27 protein-coding genes and 1 pseudogene are annotated in these 24,050 nt (G+C 68.2%); 12 read left to right on the plus strand and 16 right to left on the minus strand.

Annotation, left to right across the window (positions count from 1 at the left end; genetic code table 11):
* The first annotated feature begins 115 nt into the window (after nucleotides 1-115).
* Both ACSYGN_RS18860 and ACSYGN_RS18865 read left to right on the plus strand, forming a co-directional pair.
* Nucleotides 116-1,368 (plus strand): IS3 family transposase gene (locus tag ACSYGN_RS18860; protein ID WP_460403560.1). Its coding sequence is split into 2 segments (ribosomal slippage): nucleotides 116-458 and nucleotides 458-1,368, totalling 1,254 coding nucleotides; the frame shifts between segments, so codons are not numbered across the junction.
* A 400-nt stretch (nucleotides 1,369-1,768) separates the two neighbouring features.
* Nucleotides 1,769-2,116, plus strand: coding sequence for a hypothetical protein (locus ACSYGN_RS18865; protein WP_460397136.1), 348 nt, complete (start codon nucleotides 1,769-1,771; stop codon nucleotides 2,114-2,116).
* A gap of 303 nt (nucleotides 2,117-2,419) precedes the next feature.
* Here ACSYGN_RS18865 and ACSYGN_RS18870 read toward each other — a convergent pair whose 3' ends face one another.
* The 7 genes from ACSYGN_RS18870 to ACSYGN_RS18900 form a co-directional block, all read right to left on the minus strand.
* Nucleotides 2,420-2,749: an integrase core domain-containing protein gene (locus tag ACSYGN_RS18870; protein WP_460403562.1), complete on the minus strand. Its 330-nt coding sequence runs from the start codon at nucleotides 2,747-2,749 to the stop codon at nucleotides 2,420-2,422.
* Between the two features lies 1 nt (nucleotide 2,750).
* Nucleotides 2,751-3,827, minus strand: a complete 1,077-nt coding sequence (locus ACSYGN_RS18875; protein WP_460397138.1) for an IS110 family RNA-guided transposase — start codon at nucleotides 3,825-3,827, stop codon at nucleotides 2,751-2,753.
* A gap of 248 nt (nucleotides 3,828-4,075) precedes the next feature.
* Complete coding sequence (locus tag ACSYGN_RS18880; RefSeq protein ID WP_460403564.1) at nucleotides 4,076-4,720, minus strand: IS3 family transposase; 645 nt, start codon at nucleotides 4,718-4,720, stop codon at nucleotides 4,076-4,078.
* Between the two features lie 5 nt (nucleotides 4,721-4,725).
* Nucleotides 4,726-5,052: a transposase gene (locus ACSYGN_RS18885; protein WP_460397140.1), complete on the minus strand. Its 327-nt coding sequence runs from the start codon at nucleotides 5,050-5,052 to the stop codon at nucleotides 4,726-4,728.
* Nucleotides 5,053-6,626: 1,574 nt separating this feature from the next.
* Complete coding sequence (locus ACSYGN_RS18890; protein WP_388705813.1) at nucleotides 6,627-7,028, minus strand: DNA-binding protein; 402 nt, start codon at nucleotides 7,026-7,028, stop codon at nucleotides 6,627-6,629.
* Nucleotides 7,025-7,273: a hypothetical protein gene (locus ACSYGN_RS18895; protein WP_058850160.1), complete on the minus strand. Its 249-nt coding sequence runs from the start codon at nucleotides 7,271-7,273 to the stop codon at nucleotides 7,025-7,027. Before ACSYGN_RS18895 ends, ACSYGN_RS18890 begins: the two co-directional genes overlap by 4 nt.
* Nucleotides 7,274-7,401: 128 nt before the next feature.
* Nucleotides 7,402-7,713, minus strand: coding sequence for a hypothetical protein (locus ACSYGN_RS18900; RefSeq protein WP_460397142.1), 312 nt, complete (start codon nucleotides 7,711-7,713; stop codon nucleotides 7,402-7,404).
* A gap of 263 nt (nucleotides 7,714-7,976) precedes the next feature.
* On the opposite strand from ACSYGN_RS18900, the gene ACSYGN_RS18905 reads away from it, so the two are divergent.
* From ACSYGN_RS18905 to ACSYGN_RS18920, 4 genes are all read left to right on the plus strand, one after another.
* Nucleotides 7,977-8,870: a hypothetical protein gene (locus tag ACSYGN_RS18905; protein ID WP_460397144.1), complete on the plus strand. Its 894-nt coding sequence runs from the start codon at nucleotides 7,977-7,979 to the stop codon at nucleotides 8,868-8,870.
* Complete coding sequence (locus ACSYGN_RS18910; protein ID WP_460397146.1) at nucleotides 8,867-9,583, plus strand: SNF2 helicase-associated domain-containing protein; 717 nt, start codon at nucleotides 8,867-8,869, stop codon at nucleotides 9,581-9,583. Before ACSYGN_RS18905 ends, ACSYGN_RS18910 begins: the two co-directional genes overlap by 4 nt.
* Nucleotides 9,568-10,041: a hypothetical protein gene (locus ACSYGN_RS18915; protein WP_460397148.1), complete on the plus strand. Its 474-nt coding sequence runs from the start codon at nucleotides 9,568-9,570 to the stop codon at nucleotides 10,039-10,041. The genes ACSYGN_RS18910 and ACSYGN_RS18915 overlap by 16 nt, the downstream gene beginning before the upstream one ends.
* A 331-nt stretch (nucleotides 10,042-10,372) precedes the next feature.
* Complete coding sequence (locus ACSYGN_RS18920) at nucleotides 10,373-11,806, plus strand: ATP-binding protein (RefSeq protein ID WP_460397150.1); 1,434 nt, start codon at nucleotides 10,373-10,375, stop codon at nucleotides 11,804-11,806.
* Nucleotides 11,807-12,061: 255 nt separating this feature from the next.
* Here ACSYGN_RS18920 and ACSYGN_RS18925 read toward each other — a convergent pair.
* Nucleotides 12,062-12,379, minus strand: a pseudogene (locus ACSYGN_RS18925) (tyrosine-type recombinase/integrase); the annotation flags it as partial.
* A gap of 165 nt (nucleotides 12,380-12,544) precedes the next feature.
* Here ACSYGN_RS18925 and ACSYGN_RS18930 point away from each other — a divergent pair.
* The 3 genes from ACSYGN_RS18930 (at nucleotide 12,545) to ACSYGN_RS18940 (ending at nucleotide 13,688) form a co-directional block, all read left to right on the plus strand.
* Entirely contained in the window at nucleotides 12,545-12,766 is a 222-nt protein-coding gene (locus ACSYGN_RS18930) for a hypothetical protein (RefSeq protein ID WP_460397152.1), read from the plus strand.
* A gap of 372 nt (nucleotides 12,767-13,138) precedes the next feature.
* Nucleotides 13,139-13,510, plus strand: coding sequence for a plasmid pRiA4b ORF-3 family protein (locus ACSYGN_RS18935; protein WP_460397154.1), 372 nt, complete (start codon nucleotides 13,139-13,141; stop codon nucleotides 13,508-13,510).
* Nucleotides 13,458-13,688 (plus strand): IS1096 element passenger TnpR family protein, encoded by a 231-nt coding sequence (locus ACSYGN_RS18940; protein WP_460397156.1) that lies wholly within the window; start codon nucleotides 13,458-13,460, stop codon nucleotides 13,686-13,688. The genes ACSYGN_RS18935 and ACSYGN_RS18940 overlap by 53 nt, the downstream gene beginning before the upstream one ends.
* A gap of 111 nt (nucleotides 13,689-13,799) precedes the next feature.
* On the opposite strand, the gene ACSYGN_RS18945 is transcribed toward ACSYGN_RS18940, so the two are convergent.
* From ACSYGN_RS18945 to ACSYGN_RS18955, 3 genes are all read right to left on the minus strand, one after another.
* A complete protein-coding gene (locus ACSYGN_RS18945; RefSeq protein ID WP_460397158.1) occupies nucleotides 13,800-14,213 on the minus strand; it encodes a DNA-binding protein in 414 nt (137 codons plus the stop codon).
* Nucleotides 14,195-14,479, minus strand: coding sequence for a hypothetical protein (locus tag ACSYGN_RS18950; RefSeq protein WP_453665413.1), 285 nt, complete (start codon nucleotides 14,477-14,479; stop codon nucleotides 14,195-14,197). The genes ACSYGN_RS18945 and ACSYGN_RS18950 overlap by 19 nt, the downstream gene beginning before the upstream one ends.
* A 491-nt stretch (nucleotides 14,480-14,970) precedes the next feature.
* Complete coding sequence (locus tag ACSYGN_RS18955) at nucleotides 14,971-15,756, minus strand: calcium-binding protein (RefSeq protein ID WP_460397161.1); 786 nt, start codon at nucleotides 15,754-15,756, stop codon at nucleotides 14,971-14,973.
* Nucleotides 15,757-16,277: 521 nt separating this feature from the next.
* Here ACSYGN_RS18955 and ACSYGN_RS18960 point away from each other — a divergent pair.
* A complete protein-coding gene (locus ACSYGN_RS18960; protein WP_460397163.1) occupies nucleotides 16,278-16,952 on the plus strand; it encodes a hypothetical protein in 675 nt (224 codons plus the stop codon).
* Nucleotides 16,953-17,108: 156 nt separating this feature from the next.
* On the opposite strand, the gene ACSYGN_RS18965 is transcribed toward ACSYGN_RS18960, so the two are convergent.
* Entirely contained in the window at nucleotides 17,109-18,260 is a 1,152-nt protein-coding gene (locus ACSYGN_RS18965; protein WP_460397165.1) for an acyl-CoA dehydrogenase family protein, read from the minus strand.
* Between the two features lie 765 nt (nucleotides 18,261-19,025).
* Between ACSYGN_RS18965 and ACSYGN_RS18970 the strand changes: the two genes are divergently transcribed.
* On the plus strand, nucleotides 19,026-20,078 hold the full coding sequence (locus ACSYGN_RS18970; RefSeq protein WP_460397167.1) for an acyltransferase family protein: 1,053 nt from the start codon (nucleotides 19,026-19,028) through the stop codon (nucleotides 20,076-20,078).
* Nucleotides 20,079-20,126: 48 nt separating this feature from the next.
* Here ACSYGN_RS18970 and ACSYGN_RS18975 read toward each other — a convergent pair whose 3' ends face one another.
* From ACSYGN_RS18975 to ACSYGN_RS18985, 3 genes are all read right to left on the minus strand, one after another.
* Nucleotides 20,127-20,729 (minus strand): hypothetical protein, encoded by a 603-nt coding sequence (locus ACSYGN_RS18975; RefSeq protein WP_460397169.1) that lies wholly within the window; start codon nucleotides 20,727-20,729, stop codon nucleotides 20,127-20,129.
* A 106-nt stretch (nucleotides 20,730-20,835) separates the two neighbouring features.
* Nucleotides 20,836-21,459 carry a LysE family translocator gene (locus ACSYGN_RS18980; protein WP_460397171.1) on the minus strand — a complete coding sequence of 208 codons (624 nt, stop codon included), beginning with the start codon at nucleotides 21,457-21,459 and terminating at the stop codon, nucleotides 20,836-20,838.
* A 198-nt stretch (nucleotides 21,460-21,657) separates the two neighbouring features.
* A complete protein-coding gene (locus ACSYGN_RS18985; RefSeq protein WP_460397173.1) occupies nucleotides 21,658-22,359 on the minus strand; it encodes a thaumatin family protein in 702 nt (233 codons plus the stop codon).
* Between the two features lie 16 nt (nucleotides 22,360-22,375).
* On the opposite strand from ACSYGN_RS18985, the gene ACSYGN_RS18990 reads away from it, so the two are divergent.
* Nucleotides 22,376-22,513 (plus strand): hypothetical protein, encoded by a 138-nt coding sequence (locus ACSYGN_RS18990; RefSeq protein ID WP_460397175.1) that lies wholly within the window; start codon nucleotides 22,376-22,378, stop codon nucleotides 22,511-22,513.
* A 347-nt stretch (nucleotides 22,514-22,860) separates the two neighbouring features.
* On the opposite strand, the gene ACSYGN_RS18995 is transcribed toward ACSYGN_RS18990, so the two are convergent.
* The gene (locus tag ACSYGN_RS18995) at nucleotides 22,861-23,895 is read right to left on the minus strand and encodes a thaumatin family protein (protein ID WP_460397177.1); all 1,035 of its coding nucleotides are present in this window, start codon (nucleotides 23,893-23,895) and stop codon (nucleotides 22,861-22,863) included.
* Nucleotides 23,896-24,050 lie beyond the last annotated feature (155 nt).

Here is a 24,050-nt window from a genome sequence, read left to right on the forward strand (position 1 = left end):
GCAGTCCATGATCAGGCTGGTGGACAGGAGGCAGTCGTCGATCGGGGCCTCCCCCTGAGCGGTGGACACGCTGATACTGGATCTGCTTGATCCGGAGGAAGCGAGAACACCGCCGATGGCGATGAAGGACTACTCGGACGAGTTCAAGGCCGATGCCGTGGCCCTGTACGAGTCCACGCCCGGGGCGACCTACAAGAGCATCGCCGCTGACCTGGGCATCAACAGGGCGACGCTGCGTGAGTGGGTGCTGCGGGACCGGGAACGTCGCGGGGTCGCTCCCGCAGCTCCTCGGGCAGGTGGGGCAGCGCCGGCCCGGGCAGGACAGTCGGCACCGTCCGCCGATCCGGACGAACGGATCCGGCAGCTGGAGGCCCGGGTGGCCGAGCTTGAGGCGAGTGAGCGGAAGCTCGCCACCGAGCGGGACATCCTGCGCAAGGCGGCCAAGTATTTCGCTGGCGAGACGAACTGGTGAACCGCTTCCAGTTCGTCCACGACCACCGGGACGCCTTCGGCGTGAAGCGGTTGTGCCAGGTGCTGGGCGTGAACCGGTCCAGCTACTACAAGTGGCGGGACGGAGCCGACGCGCGGACCGCGCGTCGGGCCGCCGACCGGGCCCTGGCCGAGCAGATCCGCGCCGTCCATGCCGACTCCGACGGCGCCTACGGGTCCCCGCGGATCACCGCCGAGCTCCGCGCCGACGGCCGGAAGATCAACGAGAAACGGGTGGCCCGCGTGATGCGCAAGTTCTCCATCCAGGGCATACGCCTGCGCAGACGGGTCCGCACCACGATCCCCGAGCCGTCGGCGACACCGGTCCCGGACCTGTTCCAGCGGAACTTCACCGCCCCGGTGCCCGGAGTCAAGTACATGGGCGACATCACCTATCTCCCCACCGGGGACGGCAAGTTCCTCTACCTGGCCACCGTCCTGGACTGCTACAGCCGCCGGGTGGTCGGCTGGTCCATCGCCGCCCACATGCGCACCGAACTCGTCGCCGACGCCCTGCGGATGGCAGCCGCCACCCGCGGCGGACTGAGCGGCGCGGTCTTCCACTCCGATCACGGCGCCCAGTACACATCGCGCGAATTCGCCGACCTGTGCGGCGAGTTGGGCGTCACCCAGTCCATGGGCGCGGTCGTCACCTCCGCCGACAACGCCGCCTGCGAGAGCTTCCACGCCACCCTCAAGCGGGAGACCCTGCGCGGCGCCCACCACTACCCGGGCGCGGAACTCTGCCGACGCACCGTCTTCCGGTGGCTCACCCGCTACAACACCCGCCGCAGGCACTCCGCCAACGGACACCTCAGCCCCGTCGACTACGAACACCAGCACCAGCAGGAGCCCGATAAGCTCACGCTGGCCGCATAACCACCCGAACGCGTGTCCACTTTCGCGGGTGAAGGCCCATCAGCTGGGACCGAACTGTCAAGCATCAACCGAGACAGGACAAAGCCCAGAGCACCGACTGAGTTACAACCTTCTTCACGGGTTCAAGCACCCGTCGTCGCTTCGCTCCTCCGGGCGGGAGCGGGCGGCCGGCGGCGCCCGCGCTCATGTCTGCGCCCCGCTCGGCACCGCCGACCGCCCGCTCCCGCCCAACAGGCAGGCACACGGGCATGAGGTCAGAACACGTTGTGGCCGGGGCGGCAGATCCGCAGTTAGAACGGCCAACCGGAGCCTGTCCTGCGACACTACTGGGCACCGAGGGGATGGGTGATTGCCGCAGGCCAGGCAGGCGCGGTACCAGGGCAGCAGGGGGGAACTGGGCATGAGTAAGAAAAGGGGCGAGAGGCTGTGGAGAGCAAAGCAGCCGAAACCGGACTGGGAACGCTTGAAGCGCGTCGAGGACGGCTTGCTCCGTGAGTTTGCCGTCGACGGCGTCACTCTTGTCGAGTTCGTCGTCGCGTTCAGCCAGCCCTTCTACTACTCGGTGTGGCTCGGCGTCTCAACAGATCAAGAGCGCGATGCCTGCCAGCAGGACGCAACCTTTGACGGCCGAGTTCGTAGGGTCGCCGCCGAACACGACATGGCCGAGCTCTATGACGGGCTCGTGATCGAGTCACAGGAGACCGTCGACCGCGACTATGAGGGAAGTTGGTTCTACCGGCGGCGGTGACAGTCGCGGAGGAAGAGTCCTCCTCGATGTATGGCCACGGAACCGATAAGCGCCGTGCCTTCCGAAGCGTCGACGCCGAGCATTACGATCTCGGGGCTGTGGACAGGGCGTTGAGGGTTCCGAACTGGTATTCCAGGCCGGAGGGGAAAGCCACGCTTGTCAAGGCTGCGTGCGGCGGCTGACACCAGTGGCTGACACCAACAAGCGCGAACAGCAGCGGTCGACGCCGGACCCCAGTAGACGATCGACCGAGGCCCGGGCCTGGCTGGTCGACGTTGAACCGCTCCGGGTTCGGTAGAGATCTCAGATGTTGGGTGTGACCTGGGGTTTCGTGGTTGCGAGGTAGTGGTTGTTCTCGTATTCGACCGGCGGGACGTGGCCTATCTCACCGTGGAGTCGCCGGTGGTTGTACCAGTCGACGTACTCGGCGGTGGCGAGTTCGACGTCGGACAGCATCTTCCACGGCCGCCGGGGCTTGATCAGTTCAGTCTTGAAGAGGCCGATCGTGCTCTCCATCAGGGCGTTGTCGTAGGCGTCGCCGACCGATCCGATGGAGGCGGCGATACCGGCGGCCTCCAGGTGCTCGGCGAGCCGGAAACTCGTGTACTGCGACCCGGCGACGCTCTCCTGAATGTCAACCCCTCTGGACCGACCGGTTCGGGGTGCTGTCCTGCTTGATCAGGTAGTAGGCCTCGCGGGCGACGTAGCGTTTGAGACAACGGATGATCTCCATCTTCGTCTTGCCCTCGCTGGTGCGGCGTTCGACGTACTCTTGCGTGGCCTCGTCGTAGTGCAGGCGGCAGACGACGGCCATGTGGAGAGCGGAGTTGGCCTGGCGGTCGCCGCCGCGGTTGAGCCGGTGACGCTGGACCTTCCCGGAGGAGGCGGGCAGCGGGGCGACGCCGCAGAGCTTGGCGAAGCGGGCCTCGTCGGTGACCCGCTGAGGGTTGTCGCCGCAGGTGACCAGGAGCTGGGCGGTGTTCTCGATCCCGAAGCCGGTCCGCTCCAGCAGCGAGGGTGCCAGTTCACGGACCAGAGGCTCGATCATCGCGTCGAGATCAGCGACCTCGTCGTTGAGTTCCAGGTAGCGGCGGGCCAGGGACTTGATCGCGATGCGGGTGGCTGAGACGGGGTCGCGGAAGGCGGTCTCGTCCGGCCGCCAGGCGGCGCAGGTGCGGATGAGCTGCATCCGCGTCAGGTTGCGTATCTGGTCGCGGAGTTCCTCGGGCGCGGAGATGATCTGGCAGCGCAGCATCTGCAGGGCGACGCGGCGGGCCTTGACGGCGGTGGAGCGGGCGATCCGCAGGACGCGTAAGGACTCGACCATGCCGGTGCGGGTCTTGGGAGTGATCACGCGGTTGCCGGCCAGCGCGGCGTGGGCGGCGTTCTCGGCGTCGAGGGTGTCGTCCTTGCCGCGGCGGCGCCGGTCGGAGCGGTCGGGCCGGTTGACCTCCAGGATCTCGATGCCGGCCTGCTGCAGGTGGCGCAGGAGTCCGGCGCCGTAGGAGCCGGTGCCTTCGATGCCGATGCGGCGGACGTCGCCGAAGGTGCGCATCCAGGCGAGCAGGGCGCGGTAGCCGGCGCGGGTTGTGGAGAACGCCTGGGTGTCCAGAACGTGGTCGTCGGTGTCGATCACGGCGGCGACGTGCAGGTCTTTGTGGGTGTCCACGCCGCCGATGACGACGCGGGAGACGGGTGGGATGCTGGCCATGTCGGCCTCCTCGCGGACGAGAGCGCGGTGGGTCGGCGCGCGGTCACCGAGGCGGCGGACAAGACAGTGATGGGACCTTGGCCAGGCTCTCCTTAAGTCACTCCCGTCGGCGAGGCGAGCGCCTCGCCGGGATGTTCCCGGGCCACCGACAAGTCCGAGGAAGGACAGCGCCGTCGATCGGAGTGCGGGTCAGGAGGCCGCGAGAGCATCCCGGCACCGGCATCCTGGCGCGTCCATCGCTGTGCGGGTCAAGAGGCCCGGGACATCCGGTACTTCACATACTCACTATCCGAGTGGTGGATCAACTCGCCCGGCTGGACGGGGTGTTGGTCCCGGTCGCGTTGCCAGATCGCCATCTCCAGGGCGTCCAGCACGAAGACAGTTTCTTTCACGGTGGCAGCGGACCAGCCGACGATGCGGCGAGAGAAGGTGTCCACGACGAAGGCGACGTAGACGACACCCGCCCAGGTCCTCACGTGGGTGAAGTCCGCGACCCAGCAGCGGTTCGGGGCGCCGGCGACGAAGTCCCGGTCCACGAGGTCTGGGGCCCGGTCGGTCCGACCGCCGGGAAGCGTGGTGATCACGCGTCTGCCGCGGACCGCTCCGGTGATGCCGAGCTCGCGCATCAGGCGTTCGACGGTGCAGCGGGCCACTGCCCGGCCCTGCCGGTTCAGCTCCCGCCAGATCTTCCTCGCGCCATAGACGCGGTAGTTGGTGTCGTAGACGTGCTGGATCAGTTCCTTCAGCTCACCGTCCCGCACGGTCCTGGCGGACGGTGCGGCCCGGCGTTTGTGGTGGGCGTAGTAGGTGGAGGGTGCGATCTGGCAGTCTTGGTCGGTGAGGACCCGGCAGATCGGCTCGACGCCGCCGAAGCGGTCCCGGTGCTCGTCGATGAACGCTACGAGCGTGTGTGTGGCCGGTCGAGCTCGGCCGCGAAGAAAGACGCCGCGGCCTTCAGGATCTCGTTGGCCCGCTTGAGCTCGGCGTTCTCCTTCTTCAGCCGCTTCAGCTCGGCCGACTCCTCGGTCGTGGTGCCGGGCCGGGCCCCGGCGTCGATCTGGTCCTGCCGCACCCACTTGCGCAGCGTCTCGGTCGTGCCGATGCCCAGCTTCTGGGCGACCGCTTTCATCGCGGCCCACTCGGTGTCGTAGTCCGGCCGCACCTCGGCGACCATCCGCACCGCACGACGGCGCAGCTCAAGCGGGTACTGGGAAGGACGTGCCATGACTCGATCCTCTCAAATGATCGAGTCCCTACCGAACCCGGAGCGGTTCAACGTGACCGGTAGCGTGGCTGAGGCCGGTGGGGGTGCAGCGAGCCACACGCGCGCGTGGTCGGTCGGCGCGCCCGCCGTCGTGGCTGACTGTCGTCGGCTGAGGTGAAGACGGGCCGGTCCCAAATTCAGCCGTTGCCGACACACAGCCGGTGAGCCAACGCCCCCGTCCCCGCGTGACCGACCTGATAAGGATGAGGCCAGATCTCAAGGCCGGACCCGGGCTTGGAGCGCCGCCTCGCGTGCGCTCAGGCCGCCACGTGCACCTGTTCCAGGGCCCACGGCAACTGTTCGGCCAGCACGGCCCATTCAAGAACTGCCCCAGTCGAAGCGACTACGCGCACGATGGTTGTCTGAGGACTCACTGACCAGACTTCCCTGCCCTTGGGTCGCCTTGGGTTCGTTGCATCGAGCTCCGTGATCCGGACGACGATTCCACCCATTTTGATAAGCCCTGGTGACAGCTGAGCGGTACTGTGCATCCACATTCTTGCTGGCGCCCGGGGATGACTGCCCGACAAGACGCGGAGGCCGCACTCGACCTTCCCGTCCTTAGCTAGCCGCTCGCTCCGCTTCTTGATGACGCGATCCCTGGCCAGACCTCCCAACAGTCCGCTCAGTAGCTCCCCCAGCAAGCCCAGCATCATAAATCGCCCCCTCCGCACGGTTGTATCGAGAACGTGGGCGGTACACAAGATCGGATCAGCCCGAGTGATCATCCTTCCGAGGCACACCCCTCGGTACAGCAGCGAAGCACAGCAACCCCAGCAACCGGTCAGCCCTACAGCCACCCCGAGGGGCCGAACCCCGACCTGTATGACCCTCGGTGACCGATCTCTGTAGAGCTACGGATCGGAAGGTCACGCCACCCACGAGGCGGCTCAGCAACAGGCCGGCCGTCTCAGTTTCCGTCTCATTCAGCACCGTTCGCGGCCGTTCAGACGAGACCGAACCCGGAAGCAGCTCACGCAGTGAACCGCCCATGAACGCAGGTGAACGGCCCCGTCCGAGGCCCCCAGGACCACCACCACAGTTGGAAAGCGTGTTGGGGGCAACCCCTCACGAGTTCGAATCTCGTATCCTCCGCAGCCGCCTGAACAGGCGAAACGAAGAGCCGGACCGTTCATTACGGTCCGGCTCTTCGGCATGCCCTGGTTGCAATTTCGGTTACATTTATAGGTGACATTTAGGACATAGCCTCAAGCAGGAAGGGCACACGCTCGCGTCCCATAGGGCGACCGGCGCAGACTGCGAGGAGCCACGCCGTCTGACGGGGATTCGTCACGACGGTCACCGGCCGCCAGGACCCACACGATGAGTCGGCCGTCCTCAACGGCGTAGACGAAGAGGCAGTCGCCGCTCTGAGCCGCCAACCGGCGTTGCGCCCTGAGGGGCTTTGACGCCGAACGCAGTCATACCCCCGGCATCCGTCGGCGCCTTATTCACCCGTCGCGGGCTGACCTGCGGCGACTCTGGTTTCTGCGGATCCACGCGGATCTATCCATGTTCCCGGAACGATGCCGCGGTCATAGCCCGATCATCCGGACCTTGCTGCCGCACAGCCGGGTCAGGTCATCGACATCCGACGTGAGGATGGCGACCGGGCCAGGCTGACGCAAAGCCGCTTCCGCGACGGTGGCGTCGATCGCGTACTTGTGTCCGTGCAGACCGGCGCCCTTGAGCAGTTGGGCCGCCGCCTTCGCCGCCGCCTCCGTGATCGGCTCCACCTTGACCCGGGAGAGCGCCCATTGCAGTCGGGGCAGGTTCACCCTGGCGTGGCTCACCTCCACGATGGTGTTGGCGCTGACGACAAGGTCCGCCCCCATGTCGTGGAACACCTGGAACATCGCCAGAACCTTCCGGTCCTGCGCCACCCAGGCCGACAGCCCCTCACTGTCCAGGACGACGGTCTCAATGTGCCCGCTCACGCGGCGCTCGCGCCCCCGGCGGCCGACGTCGTACCGAAGATCCGCGCCCGTGCCTCGGCCAGCTCTTCCTCACTGAAGGCCCCGTGCTCGTCCGTGTGGCTGCGCAGGTCGGCCCCCAGAAGCTGGTGCCGGATCTGCCTGGCGACCGCTTCGGCCACATAGCCGGAGATGTTGTCCGTGATCTTCTTCAGCTCCGCCACCTGCTCGGTGGGGAGTGTCACCGTGATGCGTGTGGTGTCAGCCATAGCGGCAAGCATACTTCGGTATGCGCGCTGCGTGCTGCCTTTTCCCCGCAGTCGGTCCGGTCAGCGGCAGTCGCGGCGACTGTCCGGTCGAGCAGGGGCTCAGCTGGGCAGTTGTGCGACGCGTCAGTTCAGCGGGCCCAGTAGCGGTATGCCTCGATCCATTGCCAGCCCTCGGGGGCGGGTTCCTGCAGCGGCAGGTCCAGAATTCCGATGTCCTGTCGGACCGGCCCCCGGGCGCAGCGTGCGACCACGCGTCCGTCCTCGGCCAGATCGACACCGACCACGCTCACCTCGACGCCGAGAACAGTCGTGGTGAACGGCACGGCAAGGCTCTCCTCGATCATCGTGAAGAAGCCGGTGAGCTGCTCATCCTCGCCGTAGGCGTCGACGGTGGCCTCTTCGACCAACGCCTCCAGCGCGGCTGGGTCCCAGGTGCTCATGGCCTCACCGTAGCGCCGCACCGTACGGTTGAGGACCGGTGTGTTCAGCAGCGGCGTATCCGTTGTGGCGCCCTCGCCGGCAGTCAAGCCAAGGCCCGTGGTTGCCAGCGTGTGACGTTGCCTGGTGGGGTTCGGTAGTGAGCGGCCCAGGGGAGGTCCGGCAAGCGACAGGGCGGAAGAGAGTGGCACGAGTCGTCGTACGAGAGCCGAATACGGGCGCGAGGGGCGCACCGCCGCTGGCCCGGCAGGAAACGTCAGCCTTCGTGAGGGAGTTGCTCAGCGCCGGCTGGGCGGCGGTGTTCCTGCCCGGTGAGCCCGCGCGCCTTGGGCGGCTGCTGCTGTGGAAGCCGACCGGGGCGGCGGCCGGAGACAGTATGGCGCCCGCCGGCCTTGAGACCGAGGCGGTGGAACTGGTCCTGCCGCACGGCCGCTCGGTCAGACGGCGCAGGGTCGAGGGTTACGCGCTGCCTGTCGCCGTCGCTGTCTCCGCCCTGGCCAATGCGGAGCCGACGCATCCCTCCGGCGCCGCCTGGCAGGCCGCCACTCGCTTCGCGCTGCGGCTGCTCGCCGACGGCCGCCTCCACCCGGCCGTCACCCCCGCCGGTTACGACACCTGGCAGGTGGGTCCCTGCACCGCCGCCCAGCGCCAGACGCTGGACGCCCTGGCCGCCGCCTTCCCGCCACACGCCCACTGCCTGCCCGAGCCAGGCCCTGCGCCGGTACGGATCGCCGAACCGGCTGCGCTGGTACGCCAGTTCTGCGACGCGGTCGCCGATGATCTGGTGCGTACCCCGGCCGCGCCGCTCGCCATGGGAGCGCTGCCGTACGCCTGGCGCGAGGCCCGTGCCGTGCCCACCTTGCGTGAATGGGCCGAGGAAACCCAGGCGGCGCTCACCGCCGAGGTGAGTGTCTCCCTGCGCGTCGACGTCCCCGAAGGACGCCGACGGCAGTTTCGGGCCGTCCTGCAACTGCACACCGCGGCGGACCCGGCGCTCGTCATCGAGGCCGCACGGCTGTGGAGCGAGCCGACCGAAGTGGAGCGGCTGCTGGCCCGCGCGCCGAGACCGAGACCCTGCTCGCCCTGCGCCGCGGCGCCCGCGCCTGGCCCCCGCTGCGGAGGCTGCTCGACGATGCCGCTCCCGATCAGCTCCGGTTGACCGACGACGAAGCCTTCGATCTCCTTGGGGACGCCACGGACGCGCTGCGCGCGGCCGGTGTCGACGTGCACTGGCCGCGCGAACTGGTCAAGGCACTCACCGCGACCGCGGAGATCGGGCAGCGCACCGCCCCCGGTTCCACCGCGGGCGGCCTGCTGGACACCGAGGCGCTGCTCGACTTCCGCTGGCAGGTCTCCCTCGGCGACGAGCCGCTCACCGAGGCCGAGATGGATGCCCTCGCAGAGTCACGCCGTCCCCTCGTCCGGCTTCGCGACCAGTGGGTGCTCGCCGACCCGAAGCTGGTGGCCCGCGCCAAGCGCCGCCGGATGGAGCCGCTCACCCCCATGGAAGCGTTGAGCGCCGCGCTGACCGGCGAGGTCGAGCGGGACGGTGACCGGGTCCCCTGTGCGGCGGTCGGTGCGCTCGGCGACTTGGTCGCTCGCATCCGCGACCCCGAGTCCCGCACCCCCGTGCCCCAGCCCGCCGCCCTCAATGCCACGTTGCGTGAGTACCAGAAGCGGGGTCTGGCCTGGCTGGCCGCGACGCCGTCACCGTGCAGAACGGCCACTGCGTCGACATCCACGAAGGCGACCGGATGCAGGTGGTCGGCCCGACCGGGGCCCTGCTGTCCGGGCACGACAGTTTCGAACTCGGCTGCAGCCACAGCTGGGACACCCACAGCGTCTGGGATCCAAGGGTGGGCCATTTCGTGATGGTCTGCGCCACCGACAACAACTGTCGGATAGCGCAGCCGGCCAACTACCAGACGGTGGCTTCGGGTACCTGTGACGGCACCCTGTTCGGCGGCGACATCGTCTTGTCGAGCAACGCCGGATACTGGGTCGGGTGGAGCCAGGGCGGCCACGCGCGTCTGGACCACTTCAGCACCGGTGCCTCCGACAAGACCGTCACCACCTCGGCCGCCACCAGTCATCCGCACCTGGTCAGCTACGGTGGCCGGATGCTGATGGCCTGGGCGTCAGGCTCGAAGATGGCCGCGCAGGTGTACAACTCAGGTACAGGCTCCACCGTGGGCAGCCAGTTCACGATCGACGTGCCCGACCACGCCTACATGTCCTTCAAGACGTACTCGGACGGCAGCGCCGCCTATGCGGCCGCCGGCAGCACCAGTACCTCGATCGTCATCGCCCGCGTCATGCCGAAGAGCTGATCACAATGGCGACGGCGGGCCCACAGGAACGCGCCCGCCGTCGCCGTCGACAGGTTCGGTCTCATCGTGGACACCGGCAAAGGCTCTGGGCGGCGTGAATTCTCCGACAGGCCACTGATCAACGGCAGACGCCGCACGGTGATCCAGGCCAAGGGCACCGTGCAGCAGTTGCGGATACTGCCCGCCGGCATGATCAACGGTCGCGGCCGGACGAGCCGACGGCAGCATCGGAGGTTTCGAAGGCGCCGTTGCTATCGATGTCGATAGTATCGAGGGAGATAGTATCTCTATCGATACTATCTCCCTCGGGGGACCGATCGGGAGGCTTGCCATGCTGCGTTTCATCGGGCGGGACCGCGAGCTGAACGTGCTCGGCAACGCCCTGCAGACGGTTCACGATGCCGTCGGGTCGGCGAAACCGGGGCAGTGCATCCTCATGCGGGGAAGGCGGCGGGTCGGCAAGTCCAGCCTCGTCGAGGAGTTCCTCCGGCGTACCGAGACGCCGTACCTCTTCTTCACAGCGGCGGGGGGCACGGCGGAGGACGAACTCTCAGAGCTGCTCGACGCCGTCGCCAGATCCACCCTGCCGGAGCGGGGGCTGTTCTCGGAGGAGACCCCGGGGCAGTGGAACGCAGCGTTCAGACTGCTCTCGGAGATCCTTCCCGACGACAGCCCGAGCGTGGTCGTCATCGACGAGGTTCCGTATCTCATGAACCGCATCGACGCCTTCGAGGGCATGCTCCAGCGGGCATGGGACCGGCTGCTCAGCCGCAAGCCGGTGCTTCTCCTCCTGGTCGGGTCCGATCTGTCGATGATGGAGGCGCTGAACAGCTACGACCGCCCCTTTCACCAGCGGGGCCGGGAAATGATCGTGGGGCCCCTGAACCCGGCCGACATCGGCGAGATGCTCGGCCTGTCTCCGGCGGCCACGTTCGACGCCACACTGATCACGGGGGGTCTCCCCCTGATCTGCACCGAGTGGCGGGCCGGAGCTGATGTCTGGGAGTTCCTCCGCGACTCGCTGGACAACCCGATCTCGGCGCTGCTGGTCTCCGCCGAACGTTCCCTGGCGGCGGAATTTCCACCGCAGGCGATGACCAGGGAGGTCCTGCGGGCCATCGGATCCGGGGAACGAACCTTCACCAACATCGCTCGCACGGCGGGCGGCATCGCCCACACCACTCTCACCCGAGCCACTGACGTCCTGACCGAGAAACGGGTCGTCGCCGCCGAGCTGCCGCTCTCACTGCGGCCGTCGAAGGAACGCCGCTACCACGTGGCCGACCCCTACCTGCGCTTCTGGCTCGCGTTTCTGGATCCGCACATGGCGGAGATCGAGCGGATGCGGGGAGATCTCACGCTGAACCGGATCAAGGAGCAGTGGACGAGCTGGCGGGGCCGCGCGATCGAGCCCCTGGTCCGGGAATCCCTCGCCCGCCTCTTGCCGGACGGGCTCCTGCCCGCCGCTCCGGCGATCGGCGGGTACTGGACCCGCAGCAACGACGTGGAAATCGACCTGGTGGGCGCCGACCGGCAGCCGGTGGCCAAGCAGTTGCTCTTTCTCGGCTCGGTCAAGTGGCTGGAGAACTCGGCGTTCGACAGCCACGACCTGGCCGCACTGCAGAAGCACCGGGCAGCGATCACCGAGGAACCGGTACCGCTCGTGGCGGTCTCCCGCAGCGGGATCGGTTGCTCCGGCCTTCAGGCGGCGTACGGCCCCGAGGAACTACTCACCGCCTGGCGCAGGGCGCGAGCAGGAAGCTGAACCCCGGTTGGAGTTCTGGTTGCATTCGCCGCCGTTCAGCACCGTCCAGCACCCGCCCTCGGCCTCGTTCCGCCGCAGGTCAGGAGGACGCCGCTGATCAATCCCGAACCCACGGACGAACATTTGGAAAAGGTGTTGGGGGCAACGCCTGACGAGTTCGAATCTCGTACCCTCCGCCAGTGCCTCACCGGGCACGAAGTCGAAGGCCCACCGTTCGCGGTGGGGCCTTCGACGTTGTCCGTCTCAGTTTCCGTCTCAGTTCCTTTCCGGGAGCTCCCAGAGCGCATCGCCGACCTGCTGCGCGACTTTCCGAAGCATGGTCCCGGTCACGTGCATGTACCGGGCGCGCATCCGGGCCGCTCCCCCGGGCTCCCAACCCATGATCGAGTCGATCACGACGTCCGGAACGCCGAGGATCAGCAGGACAGTCGCGGCGGTGTGGCGAGCGTCATGGAGACGCCCGTCTCGTACGCCCGCATCCCGCAGCAACCGCTTCCAGACGTGGAAGTCGGTGTTGGGGCTCAGCGGCCCGCCGACCGGCGAGGCTGTCGTCGGCTGAGGTTCGTACCACAACCGTGCCAGATGCAGGGGTCAGCCACGGTCAGCGAAGGGACCTACGGTCCAGGTTCGCCTCACCAGGTCTCGAAACCCCAGGTCAGTGACACGAAGCGCTTGTTCCCGTCCGGATCTGTGCCGCCGGCCACAGCGAATCGGATACACGAAGGCTCATACTGAGCCATGACAAAGCCTGCTGCGCCGAAACGTCATTTGCCTACCAGCCCCTTCAAGGCCCCGGTCACCCCGGCTCCCAAGCACTTCGCCGTGGGCGACCAGGTCACACACGACATCTACGGCCTCGGCCGAGTAATCGGCATCGAGGACGGAGTGGCGGCGCTCGTGGATTTCGGCTCGGCCCAAATGCGGATCTTGAGTCCGTACGCCAAGATGACCAACCTGTAGGACCGCTGTGCCCGGTCACGGCACACCAGGCCCCTTCAGGGACCTGTAACGAAAGAGAGTCCTCTCATCGATCTGACGTCGCTGTTTTCCGCCGTGGAAGGGCAACCCCGCTGCTCCGCTGCAGCATCGCCGCCTCCGACGGCCAACCCCTTCCAGGCACCTGACTTCGGGACAGACGAGACCTTGCCGCTAGAGGACGCGAAGAAGCCCGCCTCGGGCGTACATGCGGCGCGACCCAGGGCAGCTCAGCTCCACGAATGACGGTGGCTCCGGCAACTGGCCGCGGGCCGCCTACCGTACTGCGGTGCGGAGTGCGGCCATCTCAGTTTCCGTCTCATTCAGCCCCGTTCACCGTCCTTCGGACGAGACCGTGTGCCGGGTCCTTCCCGTAACCAGGCCACGCGGCGGCTGCTGGTGCCCGCCGCGATCCGCCTGGGCCGCCTCCACTCCGTGATCCAGGCAGCGATGGGCTGGCAGAACAGCCACATGCATGCGTTCACCATCGACGGCGTCCAGTACGGCCGTCCCGGAGGCGAACTCGGTTTCCGCGACGAGCACACCGCCACACTGGCCGCCCTGCTCAAACCGGGCGCCCACTTCGTTTACACGTACGACTTCGGGGACTCCTGGGAGCACCTCATCACCGTGGAAGAGTCCCAGACAGCCGTAGCCGGGATCCACTACCCGCACTGTGTGGACGGCACCGGGGCGTGCCCGCCTGAGGACTGCGGCGTGCCCGCCTGAGGACTGCGGCGGCCCCTCCGGCTACAGCGACTTCAAAGGGATACTCGCCGATCCGGCCCATGAGGAACTCCACGCCATGCGGGAGTGGCTCCGACGCCGGTCCGCCGCGGAATTGGCCCCTGACCGTTTCACGCCGGACGAGGCCAACGCGTGGCTGCTGAGCCTTACGGCACCATGAGAGACGAGCCGTCCGGCCGCACAGCCGTTCACGGCCCTGGGTGCCACCGACTGGCCCACCGGCCCCGCCGCGCTCGACCTTGGGTCCGGGCGTTCGGGTCTTGGGCGTCGATTACACGGCGACGAGGCGCACTCTGTCGCCGCAGAGCTTCGTCATGTCGTCGATGTCCGAGGTGAGCATGACGACCGGACGGCGCTGACGCAGCGCCGTCTCGGCCACGGCAGCGTCGATGGGGTACTTGTGACCATGCAGCCCGGCGTTGATCAGCATGGCTGAGGCGGCCCTGGCCTCCTCGTCGCCGATGTGCACGATCCGCACGCCGGACAGGACCCAGGCGAGCCGCACCTTGTCGGTCCGGCGATGCACCGCTTCGATGATGGTGAGTGCGCTGATGACCACCTCCATGCCCCGCTTGCGGGCTTCGGCGATGAGGGCGACGACGGGCTCGTGATCACTGACGAACTTCGACAGACCCTCGCAGTCGAGAACGAGCGTGCCTTCGTGACTCAACTTGCGGCGGGCCACTGCCCCTCCTCGGCGAACACCTCGTCGAAGACCCGGCGTGCCCGCTCCTGCTCGTGCTCGGAGATCGGCCCCTGACGACGTTCGTAGTCGGCCAGGTACTCATCCAAGATCTGACCGCGCAGCTCGCGCTCCACCGCTTCGGTGATGAACGCGGAGAACTCACGCTTGCCGACCCGTCGGCGGATCGCATCCGCCGTCCCCTCGGGGAGGGAGAGGCTGACCCTGGTGGCCGGCCCCTCGCCGACGCTGTAAGGAATCTCGCTCATGGGACCGACATTATCAAACAAGTAGGAATTCTTCGGTCCGGGTACAGCACCCACCGAACGACGCGAGCCGCTCGCCCGTCATCTCGTGGTCTCAGTTCTGGTCTCATTCACCCACGTTCAGTTGCGTCCGGACGTCACTGAACAATCCGCTCCACCGCAGGTCAGAACGCCCCCGGCCCTCGCCGAACCCCCTGACGAACATGTGGAAAGCGTGTTGGGGCAACCCCTCACGAGTTCGAATCTCGTATCCTCCGCCAGCCCAGAGGGCCGGACCGCACAAGCGGTCCGGCCCTCTGGCGTTGCCCCGTCCCACTTTCCGTCTCAGTCGGCTTTCCGGCCGCCGCCGGGCGACTCCCGGAGCGCTTCCCCGACCTGCTGAGCGACCTTGCGCAGCCGTCCCGGTAAGAACGGCGCCCCACTGGACATCCGCTGACACTCGACCAGGCGTGGTGTGACGGTGGCCTGTGGTCGGAAACGCTCTCAGTACGTGGCTATTGGACGTCCACGAAGTCGCCGGTCGCGTTGGCCGTCGAAGTCGTCGTCGTGCCCGCGAAGCTGTAACGGAAGTAGCCGTCGGTGGAGGCGGTGACAGTCGTCCTGAGGTTGCCCGTCGCGTCGGACTTGATCGTCTTCACCGTGGTGTAGGTGTTGCTGCCCTTCTTGCGGAACTGCAGCTTCACCAACTGGTTCGCGTAGCCGTGGTACTTGTTGTCCTCCCAGTTGGCCCGGGAGAGCTTGCCGGTGACCGTAATGGTCTTGCCCTTCTTCACCGGCTCCGGCGAGGCGTTGACCGTCAGCTTCGCGTAGCGCTGCACCTTGAACGTGGTGGCCGCGTCCCGGTGGATGTAGTCGTAGTCGTTGGCGGAGACCAGCGTGCCGAGGTTCCACGTGGCCGCCGCGTTGTTGCCGACGAACCCGGTCGACGCCTGCGGGTCGAACGTCAGCGTGCCCGTGCAGGTCGACGTAGTGGCGCTCGCCTTGACGCACGTGATCTCGCCGTGGTCGTACCAGATCTGCGCGTAGTTCGGCCTCGGACCGAAGGCGCTGATGTACGTGGTCTCGGCGATGCCCGAATCGTCCGACGCGGTCACGGAGACCCTGGCAGACACCACGTTGGTGGTACCGACCACGACCGGCTTGCCGCCGTTGACAACGACCTTGTCGATCGTGATATTGCCCGAGCCGCCGTCTGTCGCCTGGGCGGTAGTGGCACCGATTGCGGTGGCGACCAGCGCGGCGCTGGTGCCGAGCATGGCAAGGCGCATGGTTGTGCGCATGAATGTTCCCCCACGGATTTTTTGCTTGATCAGAGGAAGCGTACGGCGCTGGCCAACGGTTAACCACTGGTTTGGTTGTGGTACGCAGTGAAGTACCACAACCGCATCAACCGCCCGCGGCCAGCAGCCTCTGAACAAGGCCGTGGCGCAACCGGTACCGACGCGGTCCGGGACCCGGGCACCGTCCCCTCCGGGGCGTCCTGGCGGCTGCCGACCAGGCTCGGGCCGCCCGCGGCGGCGCTCGCCGCGGCCCTTGTGGTGGCGTGGACGTTCCTGTTCACCCGCACGGTGGCGCTCCGCGACCGGCTCATCCCGAGCCGCGTGCGGCTCCCGCAGCCCGCCTTCCCTGCCGAGGTGTTCAACGCCGCACTGGAAAGCCTCAATGAGCGGCGCAGCGGCGAGGAACCCCGCTTCCCCTGGACGCACCTCGTCGCCGGGGTCACCGTCACCCCACGGTCCAGACCTTCGCCAGTGCCGACATCCGCCTCCCCGGCGGCGGCATCGACCACCAGGCCGCCGCCGTGCTACTGGGCGCCTTCGCGGCCGGCACCCTGCTGGCCCTCCTCACATACTCGGCCGTCGCACACGGGTGGGAAACCCTCGACCTGCCGGGCCCCTTCGGCCGGTACCGCACTCTCTGGGCCGGTCTCGCCATCGCCGTCGTCATGTCGGCGGTGTCCTACGCGCTCGCCCTCGACCCTGGGCATGTGTACGGCCTGATCGGCTTCTTCGTCGTGGCCCCCGCCCGGGGTGAGCCCCGCCCCGAGCGCAGGCTCCAGGCCGTCGTGCTCGCCGCCTGGGTCACCTTCGCGGCCGCTCTGGCCTGCTGGTTCCTGTGGCGGCGGGCCGCGAGCACACCGTCGTACGACCTCTTCCTGCAGACGTTGACCGTCGTCGCCCTGGAGACCGCCTTCTTCGCGCTCCTGCCCGTCCCCGGCCTGGACGGCGGCGAGTTGCTGCAGAACCGCCCCTACAGCTGGCTGGTCACGTTCACGCCCATGCCGGCGGCCTGGTTCTACCTGACCTGGATCACGGCCACGTCCACGCCTTGGGCGCAGTTGGCCAAGGCGACCGTCGTCCTTCTCGTGGCGGCCGTGTTGTCCGGCCTGCTGTGGTCGTACGCCCGCCGCCGTGCCGAACGCCTCGCGGCCATCACCGACGACGAGGAGGAGAACACGACGTCAGCCGCCCCGTGAGCCGGACCGCTGCCGTCGCGTTCGCCCGGCGCCCGGGGCATCCGCCCGGGGCGGGCCGGGGTATCGGTCCGGGCGGTCATCGGACGGGACCGTGAACGCTCGTGGGCGCGGGCGCGGGCCGGCCGGACGCCGTGCCCGCACCCACGGGGGAGGCGGTCAGATGATCGGGTCCTGTCCGACCCTCGCCGCCAGCCCCGCCAGCGTCACCCCGTGCAGCGCGTGCGTCGCGCCGCCCGCGAGCGCCTGCGCGGCTGCGGCCCTGCGGCGGCCGTCCACGTCGGTCCTGCTGGTGGCGGGGGACGCCGCGAGGTCGGCGGCGCCGCGCAGCCCGCTTTCCAGGTCGAGCGCCGCAAGCAGCACCTGCGCCGCCTCGTTCTTGCTGACGGCGGCCAGGTCGGCGGGCGCCGCGCCGGTCTCCACATAACCGGCGCCCAGGGTCCGTACCAGCGCCGTCACCGTGTGCAGACGGCTCACGAGTTCGGCGACCCGGTGCTGCACCGAGGAGTGGCCCAGCAGCGGACCGGCGCCGCGCGAGGCGTTGACGCGGGCGTACGTCCCGGCCACCACCGACCACGCCGCCGCGTTGCTCATGAGGGCCAGGAAGTACCACTCCAGGGCCATCGCGGACTGGAGTTGGCCGCCCGCGTCGGCCACCCCGCCCAGCAGCGTCTCGGCCGGAACGCGCACATCGGTGAAGGTGACGGTGCCCGTCCCGAGCAGTTCCAGGCCCAGACCCATCGATGTCTGGGTCACCTCGATACCGGGGGTGTTCCGGGGGACCAGGAACAGCCCCGTGCTCGGGCCGTCCTCGCCGACCTTGGCGGAGACCGCGATGTAGTCGGCGATCACGGAGTTGCTGATGTTGCGCTTGTCCGCGTTGATCAGGTAGCCGTCCGCCACCGGCCGCGCCGTGGAGGCCAGTCCGGTGAGGGACGACGCGTTGGCCGTCTCGGCCAGCGCCGCCGAGACCACCGCGGAGCCGCGCGCGAACTCCGGCAGCAGGGCCTGCTGTTGCGGGGTGCCGTGCAGGCGGAGCACCGTGGGCAGCACGTCGCTCTGGAGCCACAGCGGCAGGTCGAGCAGCCAGTGGCGGCCCAGCTCCTCGGCGACGACAAGGGTGAAGCGCCGCCACTCGGGGCCGACAGCCTCGGCCGGCGCCAGCAGGCCGGCCGCGCCGGCGTCCTCCCAGAGCTGACGGATCGTGGGCGGGTTCGAGGGCTGAAGGCTGCCGACCGCCGTCTCGGCGAACTTCCCCAGCAGGGAGCGGACATCCTCTCGCGAGGGCACGGTCATGGCTTCGACGGTCATCGTGCCTCCCCTCGGTTCCGGCGTGTGACGGCGGCGGTCCGGTCGCGGACAGCGGCGGTCCGGTCGCGGACAGCGGCGGTCCGGTCGAGGACAGCAGCGGTCCGGTCGAGGACAGCGGCGCCGCGGGCGGTGCGCGATCGAGGGGGTAACCCGGATTCTGGCGTGGAACCGATTATTCGCTCTGCGGCCTTCATGGCAGCTCCATTGTGGGTCAGTCACCGGCGGTGAGACGCGGAGAGGTACGGAAAGGTGCAGCGGGATACGGGGAATTCCAGGGCGCCGGAGAGATCGGAAAGGCGCCGATGCGGTGACCTCTCGGATTGTCCGGATTCTCGGTATCCGGTATCCCTTGTTCAGGCGTCGGCGGAGTTGCGTTTCCGTAGCCACCACATCATGTCCGCCTTCCGCGATTCGATTCAGGAATCCGCCAGTTCTTCCGGCCGTTTTTTGTCGGTGGACCGACTGTTGCGGGGTACGGCGGGGGCGTCGCCCCGAGCCCGGCGGCGCGACGGCCGGCTCCGTCATGACCGCTTGCCCTTGCCCGTTGAACGGCTCAGCTCGACGTGACGTACCAGGTGCTGCGGACGGCATCAGGCCGTCAGGAGGCGTTGCCGGTGTGCGGTAATCGGTGACCAGAGGAAGGGCTGAACAGTTTCAGTGGATTCGAGCCGTCCGACGGGCAGCCGTCCGGCGGGCAGTGCTCTCGGCTCAGCCGCCCCGTCCGGCCAGGACGGGAAGGGAAGCGGAGCGCATCTCCGTCGGCAAGTGCTGGGCCTGGATGGTCTCCGTGGCCTGGCGGCACTGTATGTAGTCCTGTTTCACTGCTGGTTGTACACCTTCCCGGGCTACCCCGACAGTTCGGCGCCTCCGTGGCTGGACGGCTTGATGTTCGGGCGTCTTGCTGTCGTCTTCTTTCTGGTGCTGTCCGGGTTCTCCCTGGCGATCTCCCCGGCGCGTCACGGTTGGCGGTCGGGCGGCATCGGCCAGTTCCTGCGTCGGCGCGCTTGGCGCATCCTGCCCCCGTACTGGGCGGCACTGATCCTGAGCTTGCTCATCTCATGGTTCGTGGTGCCGGCTTCGCGCTTCGGGCCACCGACCGGCGCGACGGTACTGGTGTACGGCCTCGTCGCCCAGGACGTGGTCACCGCTCCGACACCGAATGGTGCGTTCTGGTCGATCGGAGTGGAGTCCGAGCTGTATCTCCTCTTCCCCCTACTTCTGTTCGTCCGTCGACGGTGGGGCGCTGCGGTACTGGCCGTGTGCGTGACGCTCCCGGTGGTCGCCCGAGGGCTCATGGCGGCTGACGCGTCCCCCGTGGAGGGCGACAACTGGCTCGCTCCCCATCTCGTCCCGGTGTTCGCCGCCGGAGTGATAGGTGGAGGGGTCATCAGCGCGTCGGACAGGCTTCGACGTCTGCCGTGGGGATGGCTCGCTGTGCTGGCCGCCCTGCCTGTCCTGGCTCTTGGCGCCGTCCGGGGCTCTGTCTGGACGGTGAACCACTATTTCTGGATAGATCTCGCCATCGCTCCGGCCATGACGATGGTGCTTACCGCGGTTGCCACCGGCAAACCCGCCTGCCTTGTTCGGTTACTGACCACGCGCCCTGTCAGCAGCCTCGGCAACTTCTCCTACAGCCTCTACCTGATTCATCTTCCGATCGTCATGGCCGTAATTCGCCGAATAGCCCCGCACTTCACATCACCCGGGCTGCCCACATTCTGGTTCACACTTGCCTTGGGCCTTCCGGTTTCACTATTCGGGGCGTGGCTGTTTTCCAAGATGTTCGAGATGCCATTCAAGCAGAACAGAAGTCTTTGATTGCGCGGGGAAGTGCCAGGTGAGCCGGTAGGGATCAGGTTGCGGATGTCAGCCCGTCGCGCCCGTCACGGCGGATTTCTGTCCGGAGGGGGTGACGGCGTACCACTCTTTGTCTTTCCCCTGGCCGTTCACCTGTCCGGCCTTTGTGTCGCCGATGTACCGATAGAGCGGCCAGCCGGCAAGGGTCAGCTGCTTCATGCCCTTCCGGTGGACCGTACCGAGGAGGCTGTGCTCAACCCCTGAAGTCTGTACGGATTCCTGCACGATGACGGGGATCCACGTCTTGGTGCAGGCACCCGCGCACGTCCACTTCGAGGGAGTCGGCTGGTCCTTGTCGTAGCGGTAGAGGGCCAGCCCCTTGTCGTCGGTGACCACGGTGCCCATGCCCTTCATCGCCCTGGCCGTCACGGCTGTGGTCGTGGCCGGGTGTCCGCTCCCGGAGCTGCCTGCGTCGCCCGGCGCTGAAGCAGCCGATGCGGAAGGCGCGGGACCGGACGCGGCCGGGGCCGCCGGAGCAGCGCTGCCGGTGCCGGTGCCGGTGTCGGTCGAGGAGCCGCATGCTCCCAGCAGGAACGCGGAGGCGAGCCCTATGACCAGGTTCGGGACGATGCGTCGCGGGATCAAGAGGTCGCCCTTCGTCGGGAGTCGCATCTGTTTGCTCCCTTGGTACGTCGGCCGACCCGCGCCTTCTCAGCCGCCGGTATCCCATGACGCATTCTTGACCGTCGCCGTGCTCGCTCGGTCTCTAAGTAGACGGTTAAGACTCGGTGGCCAAACGCACTCCCAGTCCGATCAGGACCGCGCCGGAGACCTGTTCCATACGGCGCCGAACGGACTGCCGCTGAAGCACGCCCCCCATCCGTCCGGCCAGCCAGACCAGCGGTAGGTACCAGAGCAGGTCGACCATGGCCCACAGCACCGAGAACGCGAGCAATGTCGGAAGTACCGGGGCTCCGTGCGGAACGAACTGGGGCAGGAAGGAGACGGCGAACACGCCGGCCTTGGGATTGGCGAAGTTGGTCACTAGACCCTGCCAGTACGCCCGCCGAAGCGACAGCGCGGCTGTTTCCGCAGGTCTCTCCTCCGACCGGCCGGCTCGCCTCGTCTGCCACAAGGCGCGCGCTCCCATCCATACCAGCGCCGCGGCGCCGACCATCCGGATGATGTCGTAGGCGACCTGCGAGGCCAGCAGCAGGGCCGAGAGACCGAAGGCCGCGGCGAGGCCCCACAGCAGCACACCGCACTCGTTGCCCAGGACCGTGACCATGCCGGTCCTCCGGCCGTTCACCACCGCGCGGCGCAGGATCACGACCGTGCTCGGCCCCGGGGCCATGGCGATCAGAAAGGCGGCGCCGACGAACGCCACGACGGAAGCAATCATCGACGCAGCATCGCCAGGGTGGCCGATGTCCTGCAAGGCGTTTCTCGGCACAGTTGCGGTACTCAGGCCGTCGTCTGACCGGCCTCACCCTGCCCGGCAGAGAGCGCCAGGCGCCGGGGCACGGTCCTCTGGAGACCGTGCCCCGGCGTTCCAGCAGCCCACGTGTGGCGCTACGTCGGCGCGCCGCCGCACGACCGGTCAGGCGCCGGCCGTCGTGCCGAAGGTCACCTTGTAGTAGCAGGCGCCCTTGCAGGACATCGTCGCGGCGTCGTCGAAGGCGTAGGAGTAGGCGTACGGCGCGGCTCGCTTGAAGACCCGGGTGTAGTCCACCGGCCACTTGGAGGGGACGCAGTTCTCGCGGCCCGCCCATTTGCCGCGGCAGCAGTACGTGTCGCCGCCGAACGCCGCGCACGGCGGCTTGCAGCCGATGACCTGGCCGCCCGAGACGGACTGCATCGCGGTGGGGCAGTTGACGGGCGTGGTGCAGACACCCTTGTAGCAGCCGGCGGAGCTGACCGGGTCGACGGTCGTGGTGTGGGAGACGTTGATGTACATCGGCAGGTTCGAACCGTCGACCATGCTCACGTCGTAGAAGTCCATGCCGGCGTACGCGTCGAAGGTGAACTCGCCCAGGGTGGTGGGCGGGTTGGGGCCGTCGCACACGCTGGTGCAGTCACCGGACGCGCAGTGGCTCGCGGCGGTGGAGGCGCATCCGGTACGGCCCCAGATACGGCCGCCCCAGTTGTTCGCCACGGCCACGGACATGCTCTGGCCGGGGGCCAGCTTGCGGCCGGACGGGTAGACGGCGGTGTTGGTGACGACCGCCCAGACCGTCTTCGAGGTCCGGTTGACGACCGTGATCAGGCGCTTGCCGGCGGGTGCCGTCGACGGCTGGGCCACCGTCGTGCCCGAGCCGGTGGCCGGCTTCGCTGTGCGCTTCGCCGCCGCGCTCGCCTTCGCCGAGGACGATGCCGACACGGACGCCGACGCCGAGGCGCTGTGGCTCGGCGAGGGTGACGCGGACGGGGAGGTGCTCGGCGCGGTGGACGGCTGAAGCCCGGCGGTGACCTGGCGGTCCGCGTCCGCTGTGCGCACGGTGCCGGCGCCCGTGCCGGACGGTGACCATGTGCCGTACGCGATCAGCACCGCGACCGCTGCCGCGAGGGCGGCCGTCCCCGCGTACCACCAGCGGCGGCGTAGTGGTCTCGCACCGTGTCTTCTGCGTCCGCTTGCCATTGCTGCGCCTCTTCCTCGTGCTGTTCGCGTCCTCGTGCTGTTCGCGGGGCGTCCTCTCGTATCGGTGACGTCGCCGTCGGTGGCCCGACAACAGAAATTCGGGCCGACCCGTCGATTTTTTCGGCATGGCTTTCGGCATGGCTTTCGGCAGAGCCTTCGTGAGAGCTATGGGCTCACGCCCCAGGTGACGCGGTAACCGCACTCTCCCGAGCAGGTCAGGACGCTGGTCGCGTCGTCGTTGACGTAGGAGTAGGCGAAGGGCTCGGCCTTCTTGAACACGGCGGCCGAGTCGACGGGCCAGGACGAGGGCACGCACTTGGGGCGCGCGGCGTAGTCGCCCGTACAGCAGGTCTGGTCGGTCTTGAACACCAGGCAGGCGCTCAGACAGGCCACGACACGGCCGTTGCGGATCCGCTGCAGCTCGGCGGGGCAGGTCGCGTTGGCGTCCCGGGTGCAGCCCGCGCCGGAACACCCGTTGGCGTCGAGCTTGTCCTGGGACGATCCGCCGTAACTGTTGATCCACATCGGCAGGTTGTTGCCCTCGACCAGGCTCACGTCGTAGAAGTCCATGCCGTTCCAGGCGTTCAGATTGAACTCGGCCAGGGTGGAGGGGAATTCGCCCCAGGTCGAACCGCACTGGAGGTGTCCGCAGTCCCCGGTCAGACAGTGGCCGTTGCCGGCGGCGTCGAAGGAGCAGCCGGTGCGAGCCCACAGCCGCACGTCCCAGTGGTCGGGGATGCTGAAGCTCAGGCTTGCGCCGGGCTTCAGGACCCATCCGGTGGCCTCGACGGGATGTTTGGGGTCCGCGGCGATGGCCGGCCAGATGGTCTGGGAGAGACGGTTGACCAGGGTGATGGTCCGCTTGCCGGGGGTGGCGGCGGTGGACTCGGACCCGGTGCGGGCGGTGGCTGACGTCCGCGGGGCGGGCGTGGCCGAGTGCGCGGGCGACTTCTTCGGCGACGCCGACGAGGAGGGGGTGGGGCGGGGAGTGGCGGTGGTGAGGGCCGGGGCGGGGTGTGCGGGCGACGACAGGGTTGTGGCGGCTCGCTCCGCCGTCGTCGGGGCGGATGAGTCGGTACGGGCCAGCAGGACGGCTGCCACCACGGCCAGGCAGGTGACGAGCACCGTGGCGGTGGCCAGGCCGACGGATCGTACGCGTCGGCGGTGTCGGCGGCGTCTGGACAACCGGCTTTCTGACATGGCGGAACGCTCCTGTCTGCTCCTGCGGAGGCGGCTTCTCCAGGGGAGACCGGAGCAGCGGGGGCGGGATAACGGAAACGGGGTGGTGGTCGGGGGCCGACGCCCCGCCTACGAGGTACAGGCCCAGGGGCACAAAGTAGGGGTACGGTTTATAG

The sequence above is a fragment of the Streptomyces sp. YIM S03343 genome, from assembly GCF_054729195.1.

Coding starts and splice junctions, on each gene's coding strand:
- ACSYGN_RS18865 (WP_460397136.1), top strand. CDS start 1,769: ATGAGTAAGAAAAGGGGCGAGAGGCTGTGGAGAGCAAAGCAGCCGAAA.
- ACSYGN_RS18875 (WP_460397138.1), bottom strand. CDS start 3,827: ATGGCCAGCATCCCACCCGTCTCCCGCGTCGTCATCGGCGGCGTGGAC.
- ACSYGN_RS18885 (WP_460397140.1), bottom strand. CDS start 5,052: ATGGCACGTCCTTCCCAGTACCCGCTTGAGCTGCGCCGTCGTGCGGTG.
- ACSYGN_RS18895 (WP_058850160.1), bottom strand. CDS start 7,273: ATGGCTGACACCACACGCATCACGGTGACACTCCCCACCGAGCAGGTG.
- ACSYGN_RS18900 (WP_460397142.1), bottom strand. CDS start 7,713: ATGAGCACCTGGGACCCAGCCGCGCTGGAGGCGTTGGTCGAAGAGGCC.
- ACSYGN_RS18920 (WP_460397150.1), top strand. CDS start 10,373: ATGCTGCGTTTCATCGGGCGGGACCGCGAGCTGAACGTGCTCGGCAAC.
- ACSYGN_RS18930 (WP_460397152.1), top strand. CDS start 12,545: ATGACAAAGCCTGCTGCGCCGAAACGTCATTTGCCTACCAGCCCCTTC.
- ACSYGN_RS18950 (WP_453665413.1), bottom strand. CDS start 14,479: ATGAGCGAGATTCCTTACAGCGTCGGCGAGGGGCCGGCCACCAGGGTC.
- ACSYGN_RS18955 (WP_460397161.1), bottom strand. CDS start 15,756: ATGCGCACAACCATGCGCCTTGCCATGCTCGGCACCAGCGCCGCGCTG.
- ACSYGN_RS18965 (WP_460397165.1), bottom strand. CDS start 18,260: ATGACCGTCGAAGCCATGACCGTGCCCTCGCGAGAGGATGTCCGCTCC.
- ACSYGN_RS18975 (WP_460397169.1), bottom strand. CDS start 20,729: ATGCGACTCCCGACGAAGGGCGACCTCTTGATCCCGCGACGCATCGTC.
- ACSYGN_RS18980 (WP_460397171.1), bottom strand. CDS start 21,459: ATGATTGCTTCCGTCGTGGCGTTCGTCGGCGCCGCCTTTCTGATCGCC.
- ACSYGN_RS18995 (WP_460397177.1), bottom strand. CDS start 23,895: ATGTCAGAAAGCCGGTTGTCCAGACGCCGCCGACACCGCCGACGCGTA.